The organism is Corallococcus sp. 4LFB, from assembly GCF_046520365.1.
GTDB lineage: Bacteria > Myxococcota > Myxococcia > Myxococcales > Myxococcaceae > Corallococcus > Corallococcus caeni.
The window spans coordinates 12,780-28,665 of record NZ_JBKGHJ010000002.1; the positions used below are offsets into that span (position 1 = coordinate 12,780).

At 64.7% G+C, this 15,886-nt stretch carries 15 protein-coding genes and 1 pseudogene; 3 read left to right on the forward strand and 13 right to left on the reverse strand.

Annotated features, from left to right (window positions below):
* Window positions 1–277: 277 nt before the first annotated feature.
* The 6 genes and pseudogenes from ACLEQD_RS00330 to ACLEQD_RS00355 form a co-directional block, all read right to left on the reverse strand.
* Window positions 278–1,111 (reverse strand): ELWxxDGT repeat protein, encoded by an 834-nt coding sequence (locus ACLEQD_RS00330; RefSeq protein WP_410380826.1) that lies wholly within the window; start codon window positions 1,109–1,111, stop codon window positions 278–280.
* Window positions 1,112–1,140: 29 nt separating this feature from the next.
* Window positions 1,141–1,263: pseudogene (locus ACLEQD_RS00335) on the reverse strand (ELWxxDGT repeat protein); the annotation flags it as partial.
* Entirely contained in the window at window positions 1,260–3,041 is a 1,782-nt protein-coding gene (locus tag ACLEQD_RS00340) for an ELWxxDGT repeat protein (RefSeq protein WP_410380828.1), read from the reverse strand. The gene ACLEQD_RS00340 and the pseudogene ACLEQD_RS00335, both read right to left, overlap by 4 nt.
* Before the next feature lie 329 nt (window positions 3,042–3,370).
* Window positions 3,371–4,960 carry a methyl-accepting chemotaxis protein gene (locus ACLEQD_RS00345; protein ID WP_410380830.1) on the reverse strand — a complete coding sequence of 530 codons (1,590 nt, stop codon included), beginning with the start codon at window positions 4,958–4,960 and terminating at the stop codon, window positions 3,371–3,373.
* Window positions 4,961–4,978: 18 nt separating this feature from the next.
* Window positions 4,979–5,416, reverse strand: coding sequence for a hypothetical protein (locus tag ACLEQD_RS00350; RefSeq protein ID WP_410380832.1), 438 nt, complete (start codon window positions 5,414–5,416; stop codon window positions 4,979–4,981).
* 23 nt (window positions 5,417–5,439) lie between these two features.
* Window positions 5,440–6,549: a hypothetical protein gene (locus ACLEQD_RS00355; RefSeq protein WP_410380833.1), complete on the reverse strand. Its 1,110-nt coding sequence runs from the start codon at window positions 6,547–6,549 to the stop codon at window positions 5,440–5,442.
* A 344-nt stretch (window positions 6,550–6,893) separates the two neighbouring features.
* On the opposite strand from ACLEQD_RS00355, the gene ACLEQD_RS00360 reads away from it, so the two are divergent.
* Complete coding sequence (locus ACLEQD_RS00360) at window positions 6,894–7,778, forward strand: alpha/beta fold hydrolase (protein WP_410380835.1); 885 nt, start codon at window positions 6,894–6,896, stop codon at window positions 7,776–7,778.
* A complete protein-coding gene (locus tag ACLEQD_RS00365) occupies window positions 7,724–8,320 on the forward strand; it encodes an alpha/beta hydrolase (RefSeq protein ID WP_410380837.1) in 597 nt (198 codons plus the stop codon). Before ACLEQD_RS00360 ends, ACLEQD_RS00365 begins: the two co-directional genes overlap by 55 nt.
* Before the next feature lie 14 nt (window positions 8,321–8,334).
* Here the strand turns inward: ACLEQD_RS00365 and ACLEQD_RS00370 are convergent, their stop codons facing one another.
* The 6 genes from ACLEQD_RS00370 to ACLEQD_RS00395 form a co-directional block, all read right to left on the reverse strand.
* Complete coding sequence (locus ACLEQD_RS00370; protein WP_410380839.1) at window positions 8,335–9,069, reverse strand: glycoside hydrolase family 16 protein; 735 nt, start codon at window positions 9,067–9,069, stop codon at window positions 8,335–8,337.
* Window positions 9,070–9,249: 180 nt separating this feature from the next.
* Window positions 9,250–9,432, reverse strand: coding sequence for a hypothetical protein (locus ACLEQD_RS00375; RefSeq protein ID WP_410380841.1), 183 nt, complete (start codon window positions 9,430–9,432; stop codon window positions 9,250–9,252).
* 471 nt (window positions 9,433–9,903) lie between these two features.
* Complete coding sequence (locus ACLEQD_RS00380) at window positions 9,904–10,686, reverse strand: DarT ssDNA thymidine ADP-ribosyltransferase family protein (protein WP_410380843.1); 783 nt, start codon at window positions 10,684–10,686, stop codon at window positions 9,904–9,906.
* Window positions 10,687–10,728: 42 nt separating this feature from the next.
* Window positions 10,729–12,492 (reverse strand): AAA family ATPase, encoded by a 1,764-nt coding sequence (locus ACLEQD_RS00385; protein WP_410380845.1) that lies wholly within the window; start codon window positions 12,490–12,492, stop codon window positions 10,729–10,731.
* A gap of 79 nt (window positions 12,493–12,571) precedes the next feature.
* Window positions 12,572–12,997 (reverse strand): terminase, encoded by a 426-nt coding sequence (locus tag ACLEQD_RS00390; RefSeq protein ID WP_410380847.1) that lies wholly within the window; start codon window positions 12,995–12,997, stop codon window positions 12,572–12,574.
* A gap of 67 nt (window positions 12,998–13,064) precedes the next feature.
* Complete coding sequence (locus ACLEQD_RS00395) at window positions 13,065–13,358, reverse strand: hypothetical protein (protein WP_410380849.1); 294 nt, start codon at window positions 13,356–13,358, stop codon at window positions 13,065–13,067.
* Between the two features lie 353 nt (window positions 13,359–13,711).
* On the opposite strand from ACLEQD_RS00395, the gene ACLEQD_RS00400 reads away from it, so the two are divergent.
* Complete coding sequence (locus ACLEQD_RS00400; protein ID WP_410380851.1) at window positions 13,712–14,497, forward strand: hypothetical protein; 786 nt, start codon at window positions 13,712–13,714, stop codon at window positions 14,495–14,497.
* Window positions 14,498–14,598: 101 nt separating this feature from the next.
* On the opposite strand, the gene ACLEQD_RS00405 is transcribed toward ACLEQD_RS00400, so the two are convergent.
* Window positions 14,599–15,435: a hypothetical protein gene (locus ACLEQD_RS00405; protein ID WP_410380852.1), complete on the reverse strand. Its 837-nt coding sequence runs from the start codon at window positions 15,433–15,435 to the stop codon at window positions 14,599–14,601.
* Window positions 15,436–15,886: the final 451 nt, after the last annotated feature.

Sequence of the window (15,886 nt, forward strand, 5' to 3'; positions counted from 1 at the left end):
CCCCGATGCGCTAAGAGAGAGGGTCCCGAGCGATGGCGCAGCGATGCGGGCAATGACAACGTGATGCAGCTGGCGTGGAGCGGCTCGAGCTGGGGTTTCACGAACCTCACCACGACCGCGAACTGAGCCCGGTCCCGGCTCTGGAGGCACCCGAGCCGCTGTCAGTGGGTGAGGTCCTCGCGTTCCAGGGCCCACCATTCCCGGCCAGTGGGGGAGACGCCGGGGAAGAAGTAGACGTGCTCGCGCGTCGCGGTGAAGAGGTACGGGTCCCCTCCTGTCAGTCCTGGCGCCAGCTCCTGGAGCTGGCGCGTTCCGCGGCGCGTGCCATCGCTCCTCCACAGCTCCGGTCCGGTGCGGCCGTCATCCGCGGAGAACAGCAGCGTGCCGGCCACGGGGAAGAGCCACGCAGGCGACCCGCTGGCGGCCCGGGGGCGAGGTCCTTGAAGAGCCGCGTGCCCGCCGCCGTGCCGTTGCTCACCCACAGCTCCCGGCCCGTGGCCCCCCCGTCCTGGGCGCTGAAGAAGAGGCGTCCGTCGAAGGCCGCCAGGTACTGCGGCGGATCCATCACCGCGCCGGGAGTGATGTCCTTCACCAGCACGGTGCCGTCACGGGTGCCGTCCGTCACCCACAGCTCGCGGCCGACCTCGGGGTTCTCCGCGACGAAGAAGACGCGCCGGCCCACCACGGTCAGGTCCGTGGGGAAGGAGCTGTTCGACCCGGGGTAGACGTCCGCGAGGAGGAAGGTGCCCTCCGGCGTCGCGTCAGTGCGCCACGGCTCGTCGCCCAGCTCCGAGTACTGGTGGAAGATGAACAGCCCACCCACCGCGACGGCGTCCGAGAACAGGAGGCTCTCCTGCCCGGGCATGAGGTCCAGCGCGACGGTCCCCGCGGCCGTGCCGTCCGTGCGCCAGAGGTCGAAGCCGGTCGCCTCCTCCACGGCCATGAAGTACAGGCGCCCCTCCAACTCGATGAAGGCCTGGGGGCTGGAGCCCAGAGGCCCGGGCCACAGGTCCTTGACCCTCCGCGTCCCGGCCGTCGTGCCGTCCGTCCGCCAGAGCTCCACCCCGGTCGTCCCATCGTCCGCAGCGAAGTACGCCACGCCGTCGTGCACGAACGGGCCTTCGAAGAACTGGCTGCCCTCGGCCCCGGGTAGATGTCCTTCACCAGCCGCGTGCCGCCCGGCGTGCCGTCGCTCCGCCAGAGCTCGAAGCCGTGGATGCCGTCGTCCGCGAAGAAGAGCAGCGCTCCGCCGAACGGCGTCATGCTCCTGGGCCCGGAGCTGTCCGGCCCCGGGCGGAGGTCCGCGACGAGCCGGGTGCTTGCCGCCGTGCCGCCCGTCGCCCACAGCTCGGCGCCGAAGCTCGGGTCATCCGCCGTGAAGAAGAGCGTGCTGCCCACGCTCGCGCGCGCGCTGATGCGGGATCATCCGGTCCGGGGATGATGTCCTGCACCAGGTAGGCAGGCCCCGCGCCGGGGGCTCGGCTCCTGTCGCCCTGCTCGCGCTCCAGGGCCGCGCCCTCCCCGGTTTCGGGGAACACGGCCACGGCGGCCGCCAGCTCCACACCGCCGCTCCTGACGAGCCTCAGGGCCCACAGCTCGGTGCCCCGCGCCGGCTCGGTGGCCGCGAAGTACACGCGTGAGCCCGAGCGCGTGAAGTCATGCGGCGCGCTCGAGAAGGCGCCCGGCACCGCGTCCGCGATCCGCGCCGTCCCTCGGGGGGTGCCATCGCTGGTCCACGGCTCGTGGCCCCGGCCCTGCTCGCGCGCCGTGAAGAAGAGCCGGCCCCCCTGCGCGGTGAGCTGCGCGATGCTGGACCCCGCGGGCCCGGGCATCACGTCCTTCAGCCGGAAGGTTCCGCGCGGCGAGCCGTCACTGCGCCACAGCTCGTCGCCCGCGTCGGGCGTGTACGCGGAGAAGTACACCGCGCCGCCCAGGGCGGTGAGCGACCGGATGTGCGGGCTGTCCGGGCCAGGGAGGAGGTCCTTCACCCGCCGCGTCCCCTCGCACGTGCCATCACTGGTCCACAGCTCGGCGCCGACCCGCCCGTCATCGGCGGTGAAGAAGAGCCTGCGTCCCGCGGTGGCGAGCGTGTTCGGGCCGTCGAACGAGAGCAGCGCATGGATGTCCGCGACAGCCACCGTCCCCTCGGGGGTGCCGTCGCTCTTCCAGACGGTGAAGAGCCGCGGCCCTTCCTGGAGTGTGCCGTCCTCGCCCGTCTCGCCGATGATGGGCGACTGGCCGATGATGAAATAGAGCACTCCCTCCGCGACGACCGGGCCCACCGTGTAGACGTCGACCCGATCGGTGAAGTCGAGCAGCGTGACGATGGCTCCCGTCCTCCCGTCCAGCCGCTGGAACCTGTCGCCACCGAAGAAGTAGAGCTGGTCGCCCATCGGCACGAGCTCGGTAGGAGGAAAGGCCAGTCCCGTGGGCACCACGCGGGTGGTGCCCGGAACGCCTTCGGTCCGCCACAGCTGGGAGAAACCCAGCTCCGGCGAATACGCGGTGAAGTAGAGGACTCCCTCCAACGCGGCCAACGCGTGCGGGTACGACGACGCGTCTCCGGCGGCGATGTCCCGCACCAGCCGGGTGCCCGCGCGCGTCCCATTGCTGGTCCACAGCTCCAGGCCATGCGTGCCGTCGTCGGCGGTGAAATAGACGCGCCGCCCCGCGGCCATGAGGCCGCGCAAGGAGGCACCCGCCGGGCCGGGCCGGATGTCCTCCACGATGCGCGTCCCGCCGGGGGTGCCGTCGCTCTTCCACAGCTCGGAGCCGTGCGCGGCGTCGGTGGCGGCGAAGAAGAGCGTGCCGTTCACGTCCGTCAGCTCGACCGGGCCCGCGCTGAGCCGGCCCGGGACGCTGTCCTCCACCCGGTACGGGGCGCTTGTCGAAGCCGTGTCCTCGCTTGCGCCGGCCTCCTGGAGCTCCAGGGCGGAGGGTTCGCCTTCGGCCTCCTCGCCAGGAACCGCCGCGGGGCCGCTGCAGGCCAGGACCACGGCCAGGGCCAGCGGCGAGAAGAGGACTCCGGCAGGCAAGCGCATGAGGCTCCTTCTTTGCGCATGGACGCGCGAAGACGTGATGCCCAGGGTGCGCACGCCGCCCTGGCGGGACGAGGTGCCCTCCCGTCCGTCCCGCGTGTCGGCTACCGCCCGAAGTGCCCGGCACGCTCCGGTGCGCCGCCTCCCCGCGACAGGGGCTCGGGTGACCTGGCCGCCTTCACGGAGCCGGTGATGAGGTGCGGGCCTGACGCCGCACGGGTCCCCTCCCCATGACGGGCGACGGAAGCTTCAACCCGGATGCGGAGCACGCAGCGGCCGGGCGGCGCCCACGGCCAGGCTCCGCACGAGCGGCACCTGGGGCCGGTTCGCGCCTAGACGCGGAAGCCGCTCACGACGCCATGGATGCCCTGGAAGGCGACCTCCAGCCGCTGGATGGCGGACTCCACGTCCGCGTTGGCCTGCACGCTGTCCTTCATCATCCGCGAGAAGTCCGTCACCACCGCCGTCATCTGCACGATGCCCGCGTTCTGCTGGGTGAAGGAGTGCACGATGTCCTGGGCCGCGCTGCTGCTGTCCCGCACGGCCTCCGTCAGCTGCTGGAGGCTCTGCCCGGAGGAGAGCGCCTCGTTGATGCCCTCCGCCATCTTCTGGTGGCTGCTCTCCACGGACGCGGTGACGGCGCTCACGGAGGTGTTCATCTCCGTGAGCAGGCCGCTGATGCTCTGCGCGCCGCGCAGGGACTGCTGGGACAGCGACCGCATCTCCCGGGCCACCACCGCGAAGCTGCGCCCATGCTCGCCCGAGCGCGCCGCCTCGATGGCCGCGTTGATGGCCAGCACGTTGGATTGATCCGACAGGTCCTTCACCGTCTTCAGGATGGCGGACGCCTTGCGCGACCCCTCCGTGAGCCGCGCGATGGCCGGCATCAGCTCGCCCACCTGGGCGCGCAGGTGCTCCAGCGCCTCGCCGCTCTGCCGCAGGCGCTCCTGGCCCGTCAGGCTGGTCTGCTCCGCGCGCTGGGCGACCTGCAGCACCGTGTGGGCCTGCCGCGAGGCCTCCAGCGACCGCTCCTGGATGTCCCGCATCGCCACGCTCGCCTCCTCGATGCTGGACGCCTGGCGCGACAGCTGCTGGGACTGCTCGCGGCTGATGTACGTCAGCCCCTCGACGCTGCCCGCCAGCTCCGTCAGCGTCTCCTGGAGGGTGACGGGAATCGTGCGCAGGCGCTGCACCAGGTGGTTGATGCTCTGCGCCAGCAGGCCAATCTCATCCTCGGACCGGATGTGGATGACCTGGGTGAGGTCGCCCTCGGTGGCGATGCGCGAGGCGACCTGCGTGAGGCGCAGCAGGGGCTGGGCCACCTGCGACACGAGCCACACCGACAGCGACGCGAGCACGCCCAGCAGGATGATCCCCAGGAGGACCAGGCGCCGCTGGGAGCTGTCGTGCTCCTCCCGCGTGACGGCGAACGAGACCCGCATCTCCCGCTGATCCTCCTCGGTGGCGCGCGCCAGCGCGGCCCGCACCTGGTTGTAGCGCGCGGTCATCTCCGGGAGCCGGGAGGCGGCCTGGGCGTCCTTGCTGATCATCCGCGCGCTCGTGTCGCGGGCGAAGGCCACGTAGTCGCGCAGCTGCGCCTCCAGCGCGTCCAGGCGCCCCGGGTCGATGGCGGGATTGGAGCGCCCCTCGGCGAGCCGCTGGAGGAAGCGCTTCGCGATGGCGTCCGACTCGGCCAGCTGCTCCAGGTCCTCCGCCGCCACCGCGTCCTGGAGGCCCCGCTGCAGCTGCTGCATCAGCACGTCCAGGTCCCGGCTGAGCAGCACCGCGGGGACATAGCCCTTCTCGATGCGCTCCAGGTGCCCCCGGGTGCTGCGCCCGAGCAGCTCCGAGAGGCCGATGATGGCCACCAGGAAGAGGGCCGCGAGGACGGGGAGCAGCAGGACCTTGTGCTGGAATCGCATGGCGCCGGGTTCGCTCTCTCAGTCCAGGATGGTGAGGACCTTCAACCCGGGGGTGGGGGTGCTCGCGGGCACATAGCCCACGGCGCCAGGGTTCGCGCGCACGAAGGCGAGGACCTCGGTCTCCGACGGCAGCTCGGGGGGCGGCACGTCGCGGCCGGAGAAGATGCGCTGCTGCCAGAAGGCCCGGACGGCGGGCAGCGAGCGCTTGAGCACCTCGTCGCAGAAGGCGGCGCGCACCGGCGAGCTGTCGTTCAGGTCCACCGGCAGCGCCGTGACGCCCGAATCCCACTGGGTGCTCTTCTTGAAGAAGAGCTGCGAGAGCCGCGCGCGGCTCAGCTCCGTCACCGGGTTGGATGGATGGACCACGACCTTGTAGGTCGCCGACGGTGAACCCCACGCCGGTCCGGCGAAGAGCCCCAGGAACCCACACAACAGGAGCAGGGAAAGCGTTCTCATGGCGTCTCCAGAGGGGGGCGGGGCTAGAAGCTGAACTGCGAGCCCAGGGACAGGAGCCGCGTGTGGGGCTCCGGGTGGAGGAGGGCGGCCAGGTCGTCGGTGGCCTCGGGCATGGCGAAGCGGTTGCCGATGACGTTGTGGAACGACACCTTGAAGACGAGGTGGGGGTCGAACCAGTAGTTCAGCCCCACGGCGACCTCGCGGTGGCGCAGGTAGGTGATGAGCTCTTGGGGCACGGCGGTGGGCGCCCAGGTGCGCGAGCCCTCCACGCGTCCGGCCACCTGCCAGTGCGGGGTGACGAAGTACGCCGCCTCCACGTAGCCCGTGCGCGCCTTGGCCTGCTCGGAGAACAGGTTGAAGAACTCGGCCCGCAGCCACAGCGACTCGCCCAGGTACTCGGCGCCCACGCCCAGCACGCCCAGCACGTCGTGACTGCCATCCGCCGTCTTCGTCGGGGTCCTGGACACGAACCCGGACGTGGTGAAGCGCAGCCCCTCCAGCGGCGCCCACAGCGCCAGCCGCCCACCGGCCAGCTGGGACTCAATGACGCACAGCCCGCCCTCCGTCTCGTCACAGTCCTGGGCGAGGGGCTCCTTCAGGTCGAGGAAGCCGCCGTAGGCGTCGTACTCCACCATCCACTCCGCCGGCAGGTTGATGCGGCCGGTGAGCCCCAGGCCGTTGTAGTTCTCCACGCCAATCGACGTGGGGCCGTACGTCCCCTGCGGCAGGGCGTTGAAGGGCCGCAGCGTGCCCACGTCGTAGATCTCCGAGTACAGCGCCAGGGGGAGCTGGTTGCGGCCCACGCGCAGGTGGAACTTGTCGGAGAAGGCGTACTCCGCGAAGGCGTAGTCCACCTCCAGCTCCAGGTCCTGGCCGGGCGCCTTCTCGAAGGAGAACTGCGTGTTGACGACGAGGCGCTCCGTGGGCAGGGCCCGGACCAGCAGCGTGCTGCCCACGTCATGCAGGCCCAGCTCCTCGTTGCCGCCCAGGTAGACGTTCTCCCAGGTCCTGCCGGTGCTCAGGTGCCCGTAGCCGTGGATGAAGAACTTCCCATCCGCCAGGGGCATGCCGGACGCGGTGCCGGAGAGCAGGAGGAATCCCAGACACAGGGAGAGCCGTCGCAGATGAAACATGGATGTGCCTTTCAACGGCGCCCGGGGGGGACGCCGCCGCCAACTCGCCCGGGACGCATGGCTGCGCGGGTTGTAGCTGTATAAGAAAATTGAAACACCTTGTCCAGGGGAGGGGAGGGGGACCGCGCGCGCCAGTCCCGGAATTCCCGACGTTGGCTGGAGGCCAAGACAGATGTCTGTCCATCCCTGTTATCGGCTTCATTCGTGAAACACGGGACTTCAATGACAGGCAGGCTCGCTGACGCCGCCGGCTGCCTGTTTTGAGGTGAATGCGGTCAAGACCCGAATGAATTGCGATCCTGGGTCCGCTCTGGGAAGTTCCCGGGCTCTCCCGGAGCCTGAACATGAAATGCCCCGCCTTCGCAGCCGTGGTCGCCCTCTGGGGTGCACTCGTCCTGGTCGGTCCCGCGCACGCGGCCGAGCAGTCCACGGCGCCCCGTGCCGACGGGTTCGCCGGTTGCCAGGACGCGAAGTCGGACGCGGCGCTCGCCGGTTCCCTCTGTGCTCGCTTCAGTGCGCCGTTGGACTACGCGGCCCCGAGCGGTGAGCGGATCGAGCTCTTCGTGCGCAAGTTCCCGGCTCCGGGCCGCTCGGCCGGGCAGGTCTGGCTCGTGGCGGGTGGGCCCGGCGAGTCAGGGGCTTCGTTCTACCCGCTGCTGAAGACCCTGCGGGCCGCCTTCCCGGGATACGACCTGCTGGTCCCGGACCATCGCGGGACGGGTTTCTCCAGCCGGCTCTGCCAGAAGGAGGAGGCCGTCGACAGTGCCGGGGGCGCCGCGCTCGAAGGCGCCGAGTGGGCGACCTGCTTCGAGGCGCTGGAGTCCGATTCCAAGCGCACTCGCGCCTTCACCCTCACGCACTCCGCCCGCGACTTGAGCGCGCTGATGGAGCGCTACTCCACGGGCCGGAAGACGTGGCTCTATGGGGTCTCCTACGGCACGCAGCTGGTGTTGCGCATGATGACGGTCGCCGCGCCGCGGCGCCTCGATGGCATCGTGCTCGACTCCCTCGTTCCACCGGAGACGACGGAGCAATGGGACCTCAGCCATCGCTCGGCCGTCGTCGAGAGGTGGGCCGCGCGGTCCTCGCGAAGTGCGACGCGGACCCGGCCTGCCGGGCGCGTCTGGGGGGCTCGGCGGTCGCCGCGATGCAGGGGCTCTTCGACGATCCCAAGTTGTCCGAGGCCGTCCCGGGGGGACGTCCGAAGCTCTTCTTCGGCGCACTGCTGAACAGCCCGGAGCTGCGGGCGCGGATTCCCCTCGTCCTCTCGGGCCTCCGGAGCGGAGACCTCAAGCCGTTGCAGCAGGTTGAGCAGGACCTGGAGGCACTGGGCGCCCGGTTCGACCGTTTCCCTCAGTCCCCGGTGTCCATCCCGCTGGTCGCCGTTATCAGCGCCTCCGAGAACAACGCCCGGCCAGACCTCACCCAGGCCCAGGTGGAGGCTGAAGCGGCCCGGTTCCTGTTCGTCAGCAGCCTGCCGGGTCAGCTCGTCGGCCGGACGTCATTGGCCTATCCGCGCGACGAGTGGTTCGGCAAATCTCCCGCCGCGCTTCCGCCGGTGCTGGTGCTCCAGGGCGACATGGACCCGAAGACGCCCCTCGCTGGCGCCCAGGCCCATCTGCGCCTCCTGCCCGAAGCCGCGGGCGTCAACCTGTTCACCGTGAAGGGTGGGCCGCACTTCCTGCTCTTCACGGCGCCAGCTTGCTTCAAGGCCGCGGTGAGCCGCTTCGTCCAGAAGCGGCGTGCTCCTCGTGCGGCCTGTTCGCTTTGACCCGCGCCTGACGTCTACGGAGCGGGGATGAACTTGAACTCCGCGATGACGATCTCCGCCTCCTGACCGTTCTTGGGCGCGCGTCCCTGGAAGAGCCAGAAGTTCATGTGGACGGGCAGGGGGTTCTGGGGAATGCGCTGGACGTAGTCCGGCGGATTGAACAGCCAGCTGGCCATCTGGTTGGTGTTGCCATCCTGGTGGCCATGCAAGGCCTGGAAGTAGACCTGCGTCGAGGACCACTGGAAGCGGTAGGTGGAGTAGGTCCCTCCGAGGCTGATGGCGTAGGCCTGATGGGAGTAGGGGACGCCCGTCACCGCGGGGTACACGGCCCAGTTGCCCATCTGCGACTGACTGCCGCCCCACTTCGCGAACTCGATATCGATTTCATTCGTGCCGTCCGGGCCCACGTCGGGACGCGTGTAGTTGAACAGGCCCAGGACCACGTTGTCGTCGAAGAGGTCTGGCCGGCCAATCACCTTGAACTGGTAGGTGCCATACCCCAGCCGTTGCTGCGGCATGTAGACCTCCGCCGTCGTCCAGCGGCCGTCGCGCCAGGCAATCTTCAGGTGGAGGTAGCCGTTCGTATCGACCCAGGCGTTGCGGTCATCCCAGGCATTGGGGCCCGGGCCGCCCTGACCGCTGCGCACCTCCCATTGATAGCCAGAGAAGGAGACGCTCTTCGCCTCCGCGAGCGGAGTGAAGGCAATGCTGGAGACGAGAGCGATACCGAGGACCTGTGAGCCGCGCATGGATGACCCCCACTTCGAGAAGGGTGCCAACGTAAAGCACTCCTTCCGGCATATCCCGCTGTTTCTGGGATTGAAATGGGGTTGCCTCCATGTTCTGTCATCCCCACAGCGCTTCCGTGGAGCGCCTGACTGCTCGGGTGGTTCAAGGCCCGATTCGCGCCCTGCCGCGCCAACCCCGCGTTAGGGCGCGCAGCCTGGATCGGCGGGGCCCCAGGTGTACTGGGAGTCCAGCGTCAGCACCCGTTCCACCACGGGGCCCTTCATCCCGCGCGCGGTGAGGCGGAAGGTCTGCTCCGGCGCCGTGCCCGAGACCTCGGCGCGGTAGATGAAGCGACAGCCCGCGATCCATGTGTCATCAGGCACCGGCGCGCGGGTGCCATCGAGGCACGGCAGCTTATGAACGGGTGGGTCGCGTCCGAGTTTCTCGATCCAAAGGCGGTCGAGCACCAGAGTGAGCAGCTCGGGGTTGTCCGAGATGCGTTGCCCAAGTTTGCCCTGAACGGAGGCAGGGTCATGGCTGGATTTGATGAAATATTGAGGCGCTAGCTGGTGTGGATGGTTGTGCCGGGGTAAAGCTGAGGCATCCCCTCATTTCTGATTCACCCCCTAAGCTCGCTTGGTCGGCTGCTCATGGTTTCTCCAAGGTGAAATTTAAATGAGGGGATAGCTCAGCTCCCAAGGGGCACCTGACTCGCTCGCCTTGAACCAATCCCCAGACCGGCAGGACCGCCACCTGCCCGCTGGCTGCGTTGCTGCCGGCAGCTGCACCGGCCTCTTTACCTGCGCGCTCAACCCCTTTTCCGCAAGACGCCAAGCCGCATCTGAGAGGATACCTCAGACTCCACGCAATCTGCCGTCAGAGCTGACGTACACGCCGTCACTCAAATAGGCATCACCACCATGCTCATCGGCGGAAAACTCGTCATAGACCTCGGCCATCTCAGACCGTGCTTGGCGTGGCCGGAGTAGTAGATTGTCGAAGGGGCATTCCCCAGAGAAGTCGCTCACGCGAACCTCACATGCCCCTTGAGGCAACCGGTTCGGGTCGGCTCTGACGCGCTCAACCAAGTCGTCCCGCTCCACCCATGCTCCGACAATGAGATCAGGGGCGATTGGCTTGAGAACCTGCACCTCGGCGCCAGAGTCAGTAGTCTGGTACTCAGGCACACCCCGCTTCACCCGGACCGACTTCCCATCTTCGTCCGTCCGGTCCTCAAACATTCTTTCAAAGGCTGCGGGCTCGCCCAACCAGCCACCACGAGCCTGCTTCTTCATCCAAGTTTTTGAAGCGCTCTCGCTAAAAAAATTGCAACCATGCGTCCAAAGAATGCTCCTGTCAATCAAGAGGATTACCCAACCAGCTTCCTCCAAACCCTTTTCCTTGAACTTGAACATCCGCCAGTTGATGCAAGAGATCGACACGGAGACGGCCTTGTCATTGCCGTCCCATCGCTGGCCGCTGCTGACATAGGCGCGTAGTTGGCGCACTTGCAGTTCAGCTCTTGAGAGGATGCCTTCCTTCACGATGCCTGGCAGGTTCTCTACCCGCGTGAAGTGCAGGACGTGGTCGATGAATCGGCGGTCGGCTTCGGCCCTGATTCTCTCTGACTTGCTCATGAGGCCCATGTCCCCTAAGGCATTCCCACTCGTTCTGAGCGGTTAGGTGGTGATTGTGTTCTGTGAGGCGAGCCCTGATGGGCCGGAGCTTGCTGGTTGCTTGGGGGGCCAAATTTTTGCCGCAATCGTCATGAGGTCGGGAGTTTGAAGCTGCTGAGATGGGACGATTAGTGTGGTGTTTGTGCCGAGTTCCTTTTGAAGGAGGGCCTTGAGTTCGTTTAAGACGAGCTTTCCGCGCGCCATTGATGAAGGACTGGCGTCGTAGTCTCGTTGAGCCTGTAGGGCAATCTCTCCATGGTCAACCGATGAACCGGTCTTGTTCCTTTTTCGAATCGCTTGGTCAGTTCTGATGTTGATTATCGACTTTAGCGATTTGTCCTTCGTGTTTAAGCGGGCTTGCTCAAGGAGTTCGACGACGCGGTTCTGCGGAGTGCCTGGGTGTGTGGATGTGATGTGGTCTGTTGAGAGGTACTGTGACTCGATGTCGTTGCCGGCGGTTATGAACGATTCGATCCCGTTCTTCTTGAGTGATTCCGTGAAGCGGGTTGCCTCTTCGGTTGAGATGTAGTCGCGATCTCGGTGAACAACCATACGGATGTTGGGCGCCTTCTCCTTGAGGAAACAACCCAGGACGATGGCTGCGTCGAGCTTCGATACTCCTGAGTAGGACACCACCTCGGTCTCGTCTTCGACGAATCCAGAACTCCACAGGACCTGCTTTACCGCATCTTGATCTTCATCTTCCGTGGCGACCACGCATCTGGTTGTTCCATTGGCGAAGTAGTCGATAGAGTCCAGGGCGCCAATATCGAGAAGCATCTTGGTTTCTTCGTGCTCAACTCCTTTTACAACTGCTCCTTGACTGAGCCACACGAGATTCCCTCGACTGCGCATCGCATCGAGAACGTGCCTTGAGTGCGTGCTGATTATGGCCTGGAACCCGCGTGCCTGTGAGAGTCTAAAGATTAGAGAACAGAGCGCTCGCTGGTTGTTGGGATGAAGGTGAGAGTCTGGCTCGTCGAGGATGAGAATTTCGGGTTTGAAAAGTGTGGCATAGGAGAGGATTTGAGAGGCCTGGAGAATAGCGGTGCCTGCGGCATCCAATGGTAGAGACGGACCCTTGTCGATGGATACGCTGGCGCGGATGTATTCGTCTGTTTCCTGATTGAACGTTACGTCGATGTTGAGGTTGGGGAAAAGCGTCTGGATGTCTTCATGGAATTGATTCCACTCTGACGGGGTTCTTGAGAGCTGGTATAATACGTTTCTAAGTACGAGGTTTGCATCCCCTCGCGCAATTGCACGCCGCACTAGGCCGGGAGATATGTAGTGCTCTTCTTTTGGGACCCCCGCCAGTCCTGGTGCGTAGACGCTGAATGGCGATGAGAGGTCTTGCAGGCGCTCGCCTAGTTTGCGACCCTCAATGGAAATCGAGATGTTTCTATTTCTTCCGCGCCGCAAGGCCACGGTGCATGAGTCGCCGCTTGCGTCTGTGAGGATGATCTCAGTGCGCTTGGTCGTGTCCTCGACAAGAGTGCCGCCTGATGCAAGCGTAAGAACGTCAGCGACGGGGGAGTAAAGTAATTGCGTGGGACTAAATGAGAGTTGGTACTTGTCGCTTGCCCAGCTTACGCCCCCCACGAGCAATGAAGTTTGTGCGACCGAAACTGCAAAGTGCACTGCTTGAAGGACGCTACTCTTCCCTGAGTTGTTGGCCCCAATGAGCACGGTGGATTCGGTCATGGGGATTTCGACTTCCTCAAGGCGTTTAAACCGACGAATAGTGACGAGCTTGATGTGGGCCATGGACGGATAGCACAAAGAGAGGGTGGTTGATGGAATGCCCGGAAGGAGATGAATAGGTTGCCAATGTGAAGTCAGCCAATCACGCGCACGCCGATCTCTCGCTGCCTTGTCGCTCAGGCCCCCGCTCGGGCTGGCAGGCAAGGACGACGGCCCAGAACTTGTCCGCTTGCCCGCAGTTGGTGCGCTCGGTGTCGAAGAACACCTTCCCCGAGGGCAGGACGCGGCGCTCGATGGAGTGAATCTGCCTGACGAGTTCGCGCTCGCGTGGCAGGGTAACGTCGCGGCGCTGGAGGAGAATCTTGAAGTCGGTCGCCCAGCGCTCCTTGGCCTCGTTGGTGAAGTTCTCCGCCACTACCTGGGGGCAGTCGCGGGCCAGGTTCTCGGCGAGATTCATGCCGATTCCGCTCCTATCGACGCCGAGGCGCGCCACGGGCAGGACGGAGAGGAGGCGCCGCAGGTGGGCCTCCTGCTCCGCGAAGGGCACTCCTTCGAAGCTGCGAAGCATGCGGCGCGTGAATCGGCCCTTCACTGAGGCTGGCGAATCCGTTCATGTGGGCGCCGACAAGAGCCCCTTAGAGAAACGTTGCCGAGTTGTGCTCTTCGATGGGGGTGACGATGAGCCGGATTGCGCCGTTTACCTGCTCGATCACTTTGATTTGGAACTCCATGCCTTCCGCTACGAAATAGCGGTAGAAGGTGGGGCCGGCAGTGCTGGCGAAGGGCGCGCCTGATGCGAAGGTTACGATAAGCTCGGCCTCATCCTTCTCCATGGCGGCAGTCAGTTCTGTCTGGCGGACAAGAACATTGAAGTCACCGCCGGAGGATTGTTCTAGCGGTCCCGCCTTGATTGTTCCGGTCACGTTCACGACATGGCTCATAGCGCCCCCGGTGGATAGTCCTGCGGGCCCGAGTATAGGTTGGCGAGAGTGTCGTGTCGCGCATACCCCCTGGAGTCCTCGGGGACCCCTCCCACCATCAGACTATGTTGCCCTTCCCCGCGGAACGGTGGACGAGGAGGGAGGCGTGGACGTGGCGCCGCATCTGCTCGACGTACCCCTTCCTTCGGCAGGTTTGGCTGAAGGTCAAGGCGCGAGGGCTGCTGGGGCACTGATCCAAGCTGGCTGCCGCACTTCGCAGTGAGGGTGTCCTCCAGAGGCATGCGAGGGGTATTGTGGCGCTCAGGCAGTCTGTGACCGCTCACCCCACCTCCAGATTCGGCATGCCGAACGACCACTACGTCACCAATGCTCTAACGGAACCATGGCGCGATGGGTCCTTCCTCTGGTGCTTCGATTTCGCAGACCGGAGAATACGCCGAGAACCGGCGTCTAAGCTGTTCGCCAAGGAGGGCCTCAACTCGCCAGCGGCTGAGGCTGCTTTGAACAGGTTCATCGAGAGTCCGTTGCTTGAGTTCCGACACAAGCTCCGGACTAACAAGCTCGTGCCCAATAAGGTCTCGCAGTGGAGAATGTACAGAGCTTTGCTGCTATTCCCGATGGTGCAGACCGCCCGCATCCTTCAACTCCGTGATCCACAAGGCGGCCACCTGGAGAAATTCTTCGCGCATGGGGAGCAGGGCCTTGATCAAATGGCTCGAGAACGCCACGCGAACTCTCGTGTCATGACCCTAGGGCTTGGTGACTTTCATGATAGATGGCTTTTCTACCCTGAGGTTGGCTTCTTCCAATTCCCAGCGCCGATGCTCCGTCCTTCGCCTGAACTAGGCTTATCTGGCATAGGCGTGGCTGTGCCTCTTACGCCCTATCTGGCGCTTGCCGCTGTTCCCAAAGGTGCGGACTTGGCACAGGTTGAAAAGAGCCGGAGGCTGCTTCAGTCCTGGTCGGTAGGCTTGAACGATGGTTGTCGACGCATCGCTATCCCGGCAGCGGTGTTGCGTAAACACCAAGAGGCAGTTTGCGACGATATCGTCGCAATGCGTGAACGGATAGTCCTGATTGAGCGTCTCAGGCTTAGCGCCAACGAGCTAGCGAAGTCCCAGTTGTAGGAAGGGGAACTCGCGAGCGGCCCCCACTGTTGATTGTGTCGTTCCGTTTGGGCCATCGCATGCTCGGGCCCACTGCGAAGACTGGTCGCTTGCGAGCCTTCTTAGGTGGGGCCAAGCTCGTCTTCGCTTAGTTCAATTGGCTTGTTCTTCTGACGGCTGCCCGATTCAGCCAGTGGCGCGATGTCGATTACGACAGGCAATGTTACCCAGCCGTCCCCTGGTATAACCTCGGGGAGCTTGAACTGAGGGCCTCCCTCTCTGAAGACAACGTAGAACGCTTCGGTCACATTGTACTTCGTTCCCTTGAGTCGGGCCACGGCATCGTATAACTCATGCGTGCCCTGTACGATGTGTCGACGTGCGTTCTTGTTGTCGCGATAGCGTTTTGCTTCGATATAGAGTACTGCTGGATCAAGCAAGTCGGGCTGGAGTCCTCCTGTCATTGGTCTGGTTATCGGAGAGAGGCCTTGATCAAATAGCCACCGGGCGAGTTCTGCAGTAAGTGCATCCTCGGGGCGTTTTGAGCGAGCCGCTAATTCTCTGAGCCGATCTCGATCATGCCATTCGCATCGCTCTTTGAACCGATGGAGCAGTGCGATGAGTGTTCGTCGTGTTCCAATGCGTCGGATAAGATCTTCATGAACCGAGGACGTGATAGGGCGAAGCGTGGACACAAGTTGCTCCACTTCGTCCTGTGGGATGCTCACACCTAGTTGGCTGCGCACCCATGAGGGAACGTCAGACCCGCCTGTGGGTGCGTAGAGCTTTTCGCGAAGCGCCTCAAGGCTGCTGGCTAGGCTGATCTGATGTTCGTCCCATCGTGCGGCAAGGTCGTCCGATGTTTTGATTTCTTGCGGTTCTGGATTTAGCGCTGAGAGTGTTTGTTTTAGGCGGATGAGAAACATGCCTGGATCGGTGAGTTTCTCGTCCAGAAACATTCGATGCGTATGGCGATGGCGGTCGTGTGCCGTCATTAATGTCAGGTAGAGCGGAGTGAGTTCAGGTCTTTGGTTCTGTTTGACGCCAGAAATGGTCCCCGTGATGTCTCCAGGGGGGGTACATAGCGCTCTCAAATTTCCCCACGAGGATAGGAAGTAGTTCCCCTGTGCGCGAGGTGTCATCCATGTCAACGGGATCAACTGGACGGGCTTTCCCCTCTGCTACCTCGTTGAAGTGTGCAAATGTACGTCTGTATTCCGCATCCCCACTTTCTGGCGGTGGCCTGACTGCCAGGGCGTCGTCCGAGGTCGGTTCTCGCGCGATGAACTCGTCTCGAATTGAGCAAAGGCTCTTGACGCAGGCGGTGTCATGCTCCCAATACCGCTGCACAAGTCGGGTTGCCTCTGCTTCCATGTCGCTAAGCAACATGCGGATCCTGGGGTCGGTTGA

Excerpts from the sequence above, each read along its gene's own strand:
- ACLEQD_RS00340 (WP_410380828.1), bottom strand. The coding sequence starts at position 3,041 with ATGCGCTTGCCTGCCGGAGTCCTCTTCTCGCCGCTGGCCCTGGCCGTG.
- ACLEQD_RS00345 (WP_410380830.1), bottom strand. The coding sequence starts at position 4,960 with ATGCGATTCCAGCACAAGGTCCTGCTGCTCCCCGTCCTCGCGGCCCTC.
- ACLEQD_RS00350 (WP_410380832.1), bottom strand. The coding sequence starts at position 5,416 with ATGAGAACGCTTTCCCTGCTCCTGTTGTGTGGGTTCCTGGGGCTCTTC.
- ACLEQD_RS00355 (WP_410380833.1), bottom strand. The coding sequence starts at position 6,549 with ATGTTTCATCTGCGACGGCTCTCCCTGTGTCTGGGATTCCTCCTGCTC.
- ACLEQD_RS00360 (WP_410380835.1), top strand. The coding sequence starts at position 6,894 with ATGAAATGCCCCGCCTTCGCAGCCGTGGTCGCCCTCTGGGGTGCACTC.
- ACLEQD_RS00370 (WP_410380839.1), bottom strand. The coding sequence starts at position 9,069 with ATGCGCGGCTCACAGGTCCTCGGTATCGCTCTCGTCTCCAGCATTGCC.
- ACLEQD_RS00380 (WP_410380843.1), bottom strand. The coding sequence starts at position 10,686 with ATGAGCAAGTCAGAGAGAATCAGGGCCGAAGCCGACCGCCGATTCATC.
- ACLEQD_RS00385 (WP_410380845.1), bottom strand. The coding sequence starts at position 12,492 with ATGGCCCACATCAAGCTCGTCACTATTCGTCGGTTTAAACGCCTTGAG.
- ACLEQD_RS00390 (WP_410380847.1), bottom strand. The coding sequence starts at position 12,997 with ATGCTTCGCAGCTTCGAAGGAGTGCCCTTCGCGGAGCAGGAGGCCCAC.
- ACLEQD_RS00400 (WP_410380851.1), top strand. The coding sequence starts at position 13,712 with ATGCCGAACGACCACTACGTCACCAATGCTCTAACGGAACCATGGCGC.
- ACLEQD_RS00405 (WP_410380852.1), bottom strand. The coding sequence starts at position 15,435 with ATGTTTCTGGACGAGAAACTCACCGATCCAGGCATGTTTCTCATCCGC.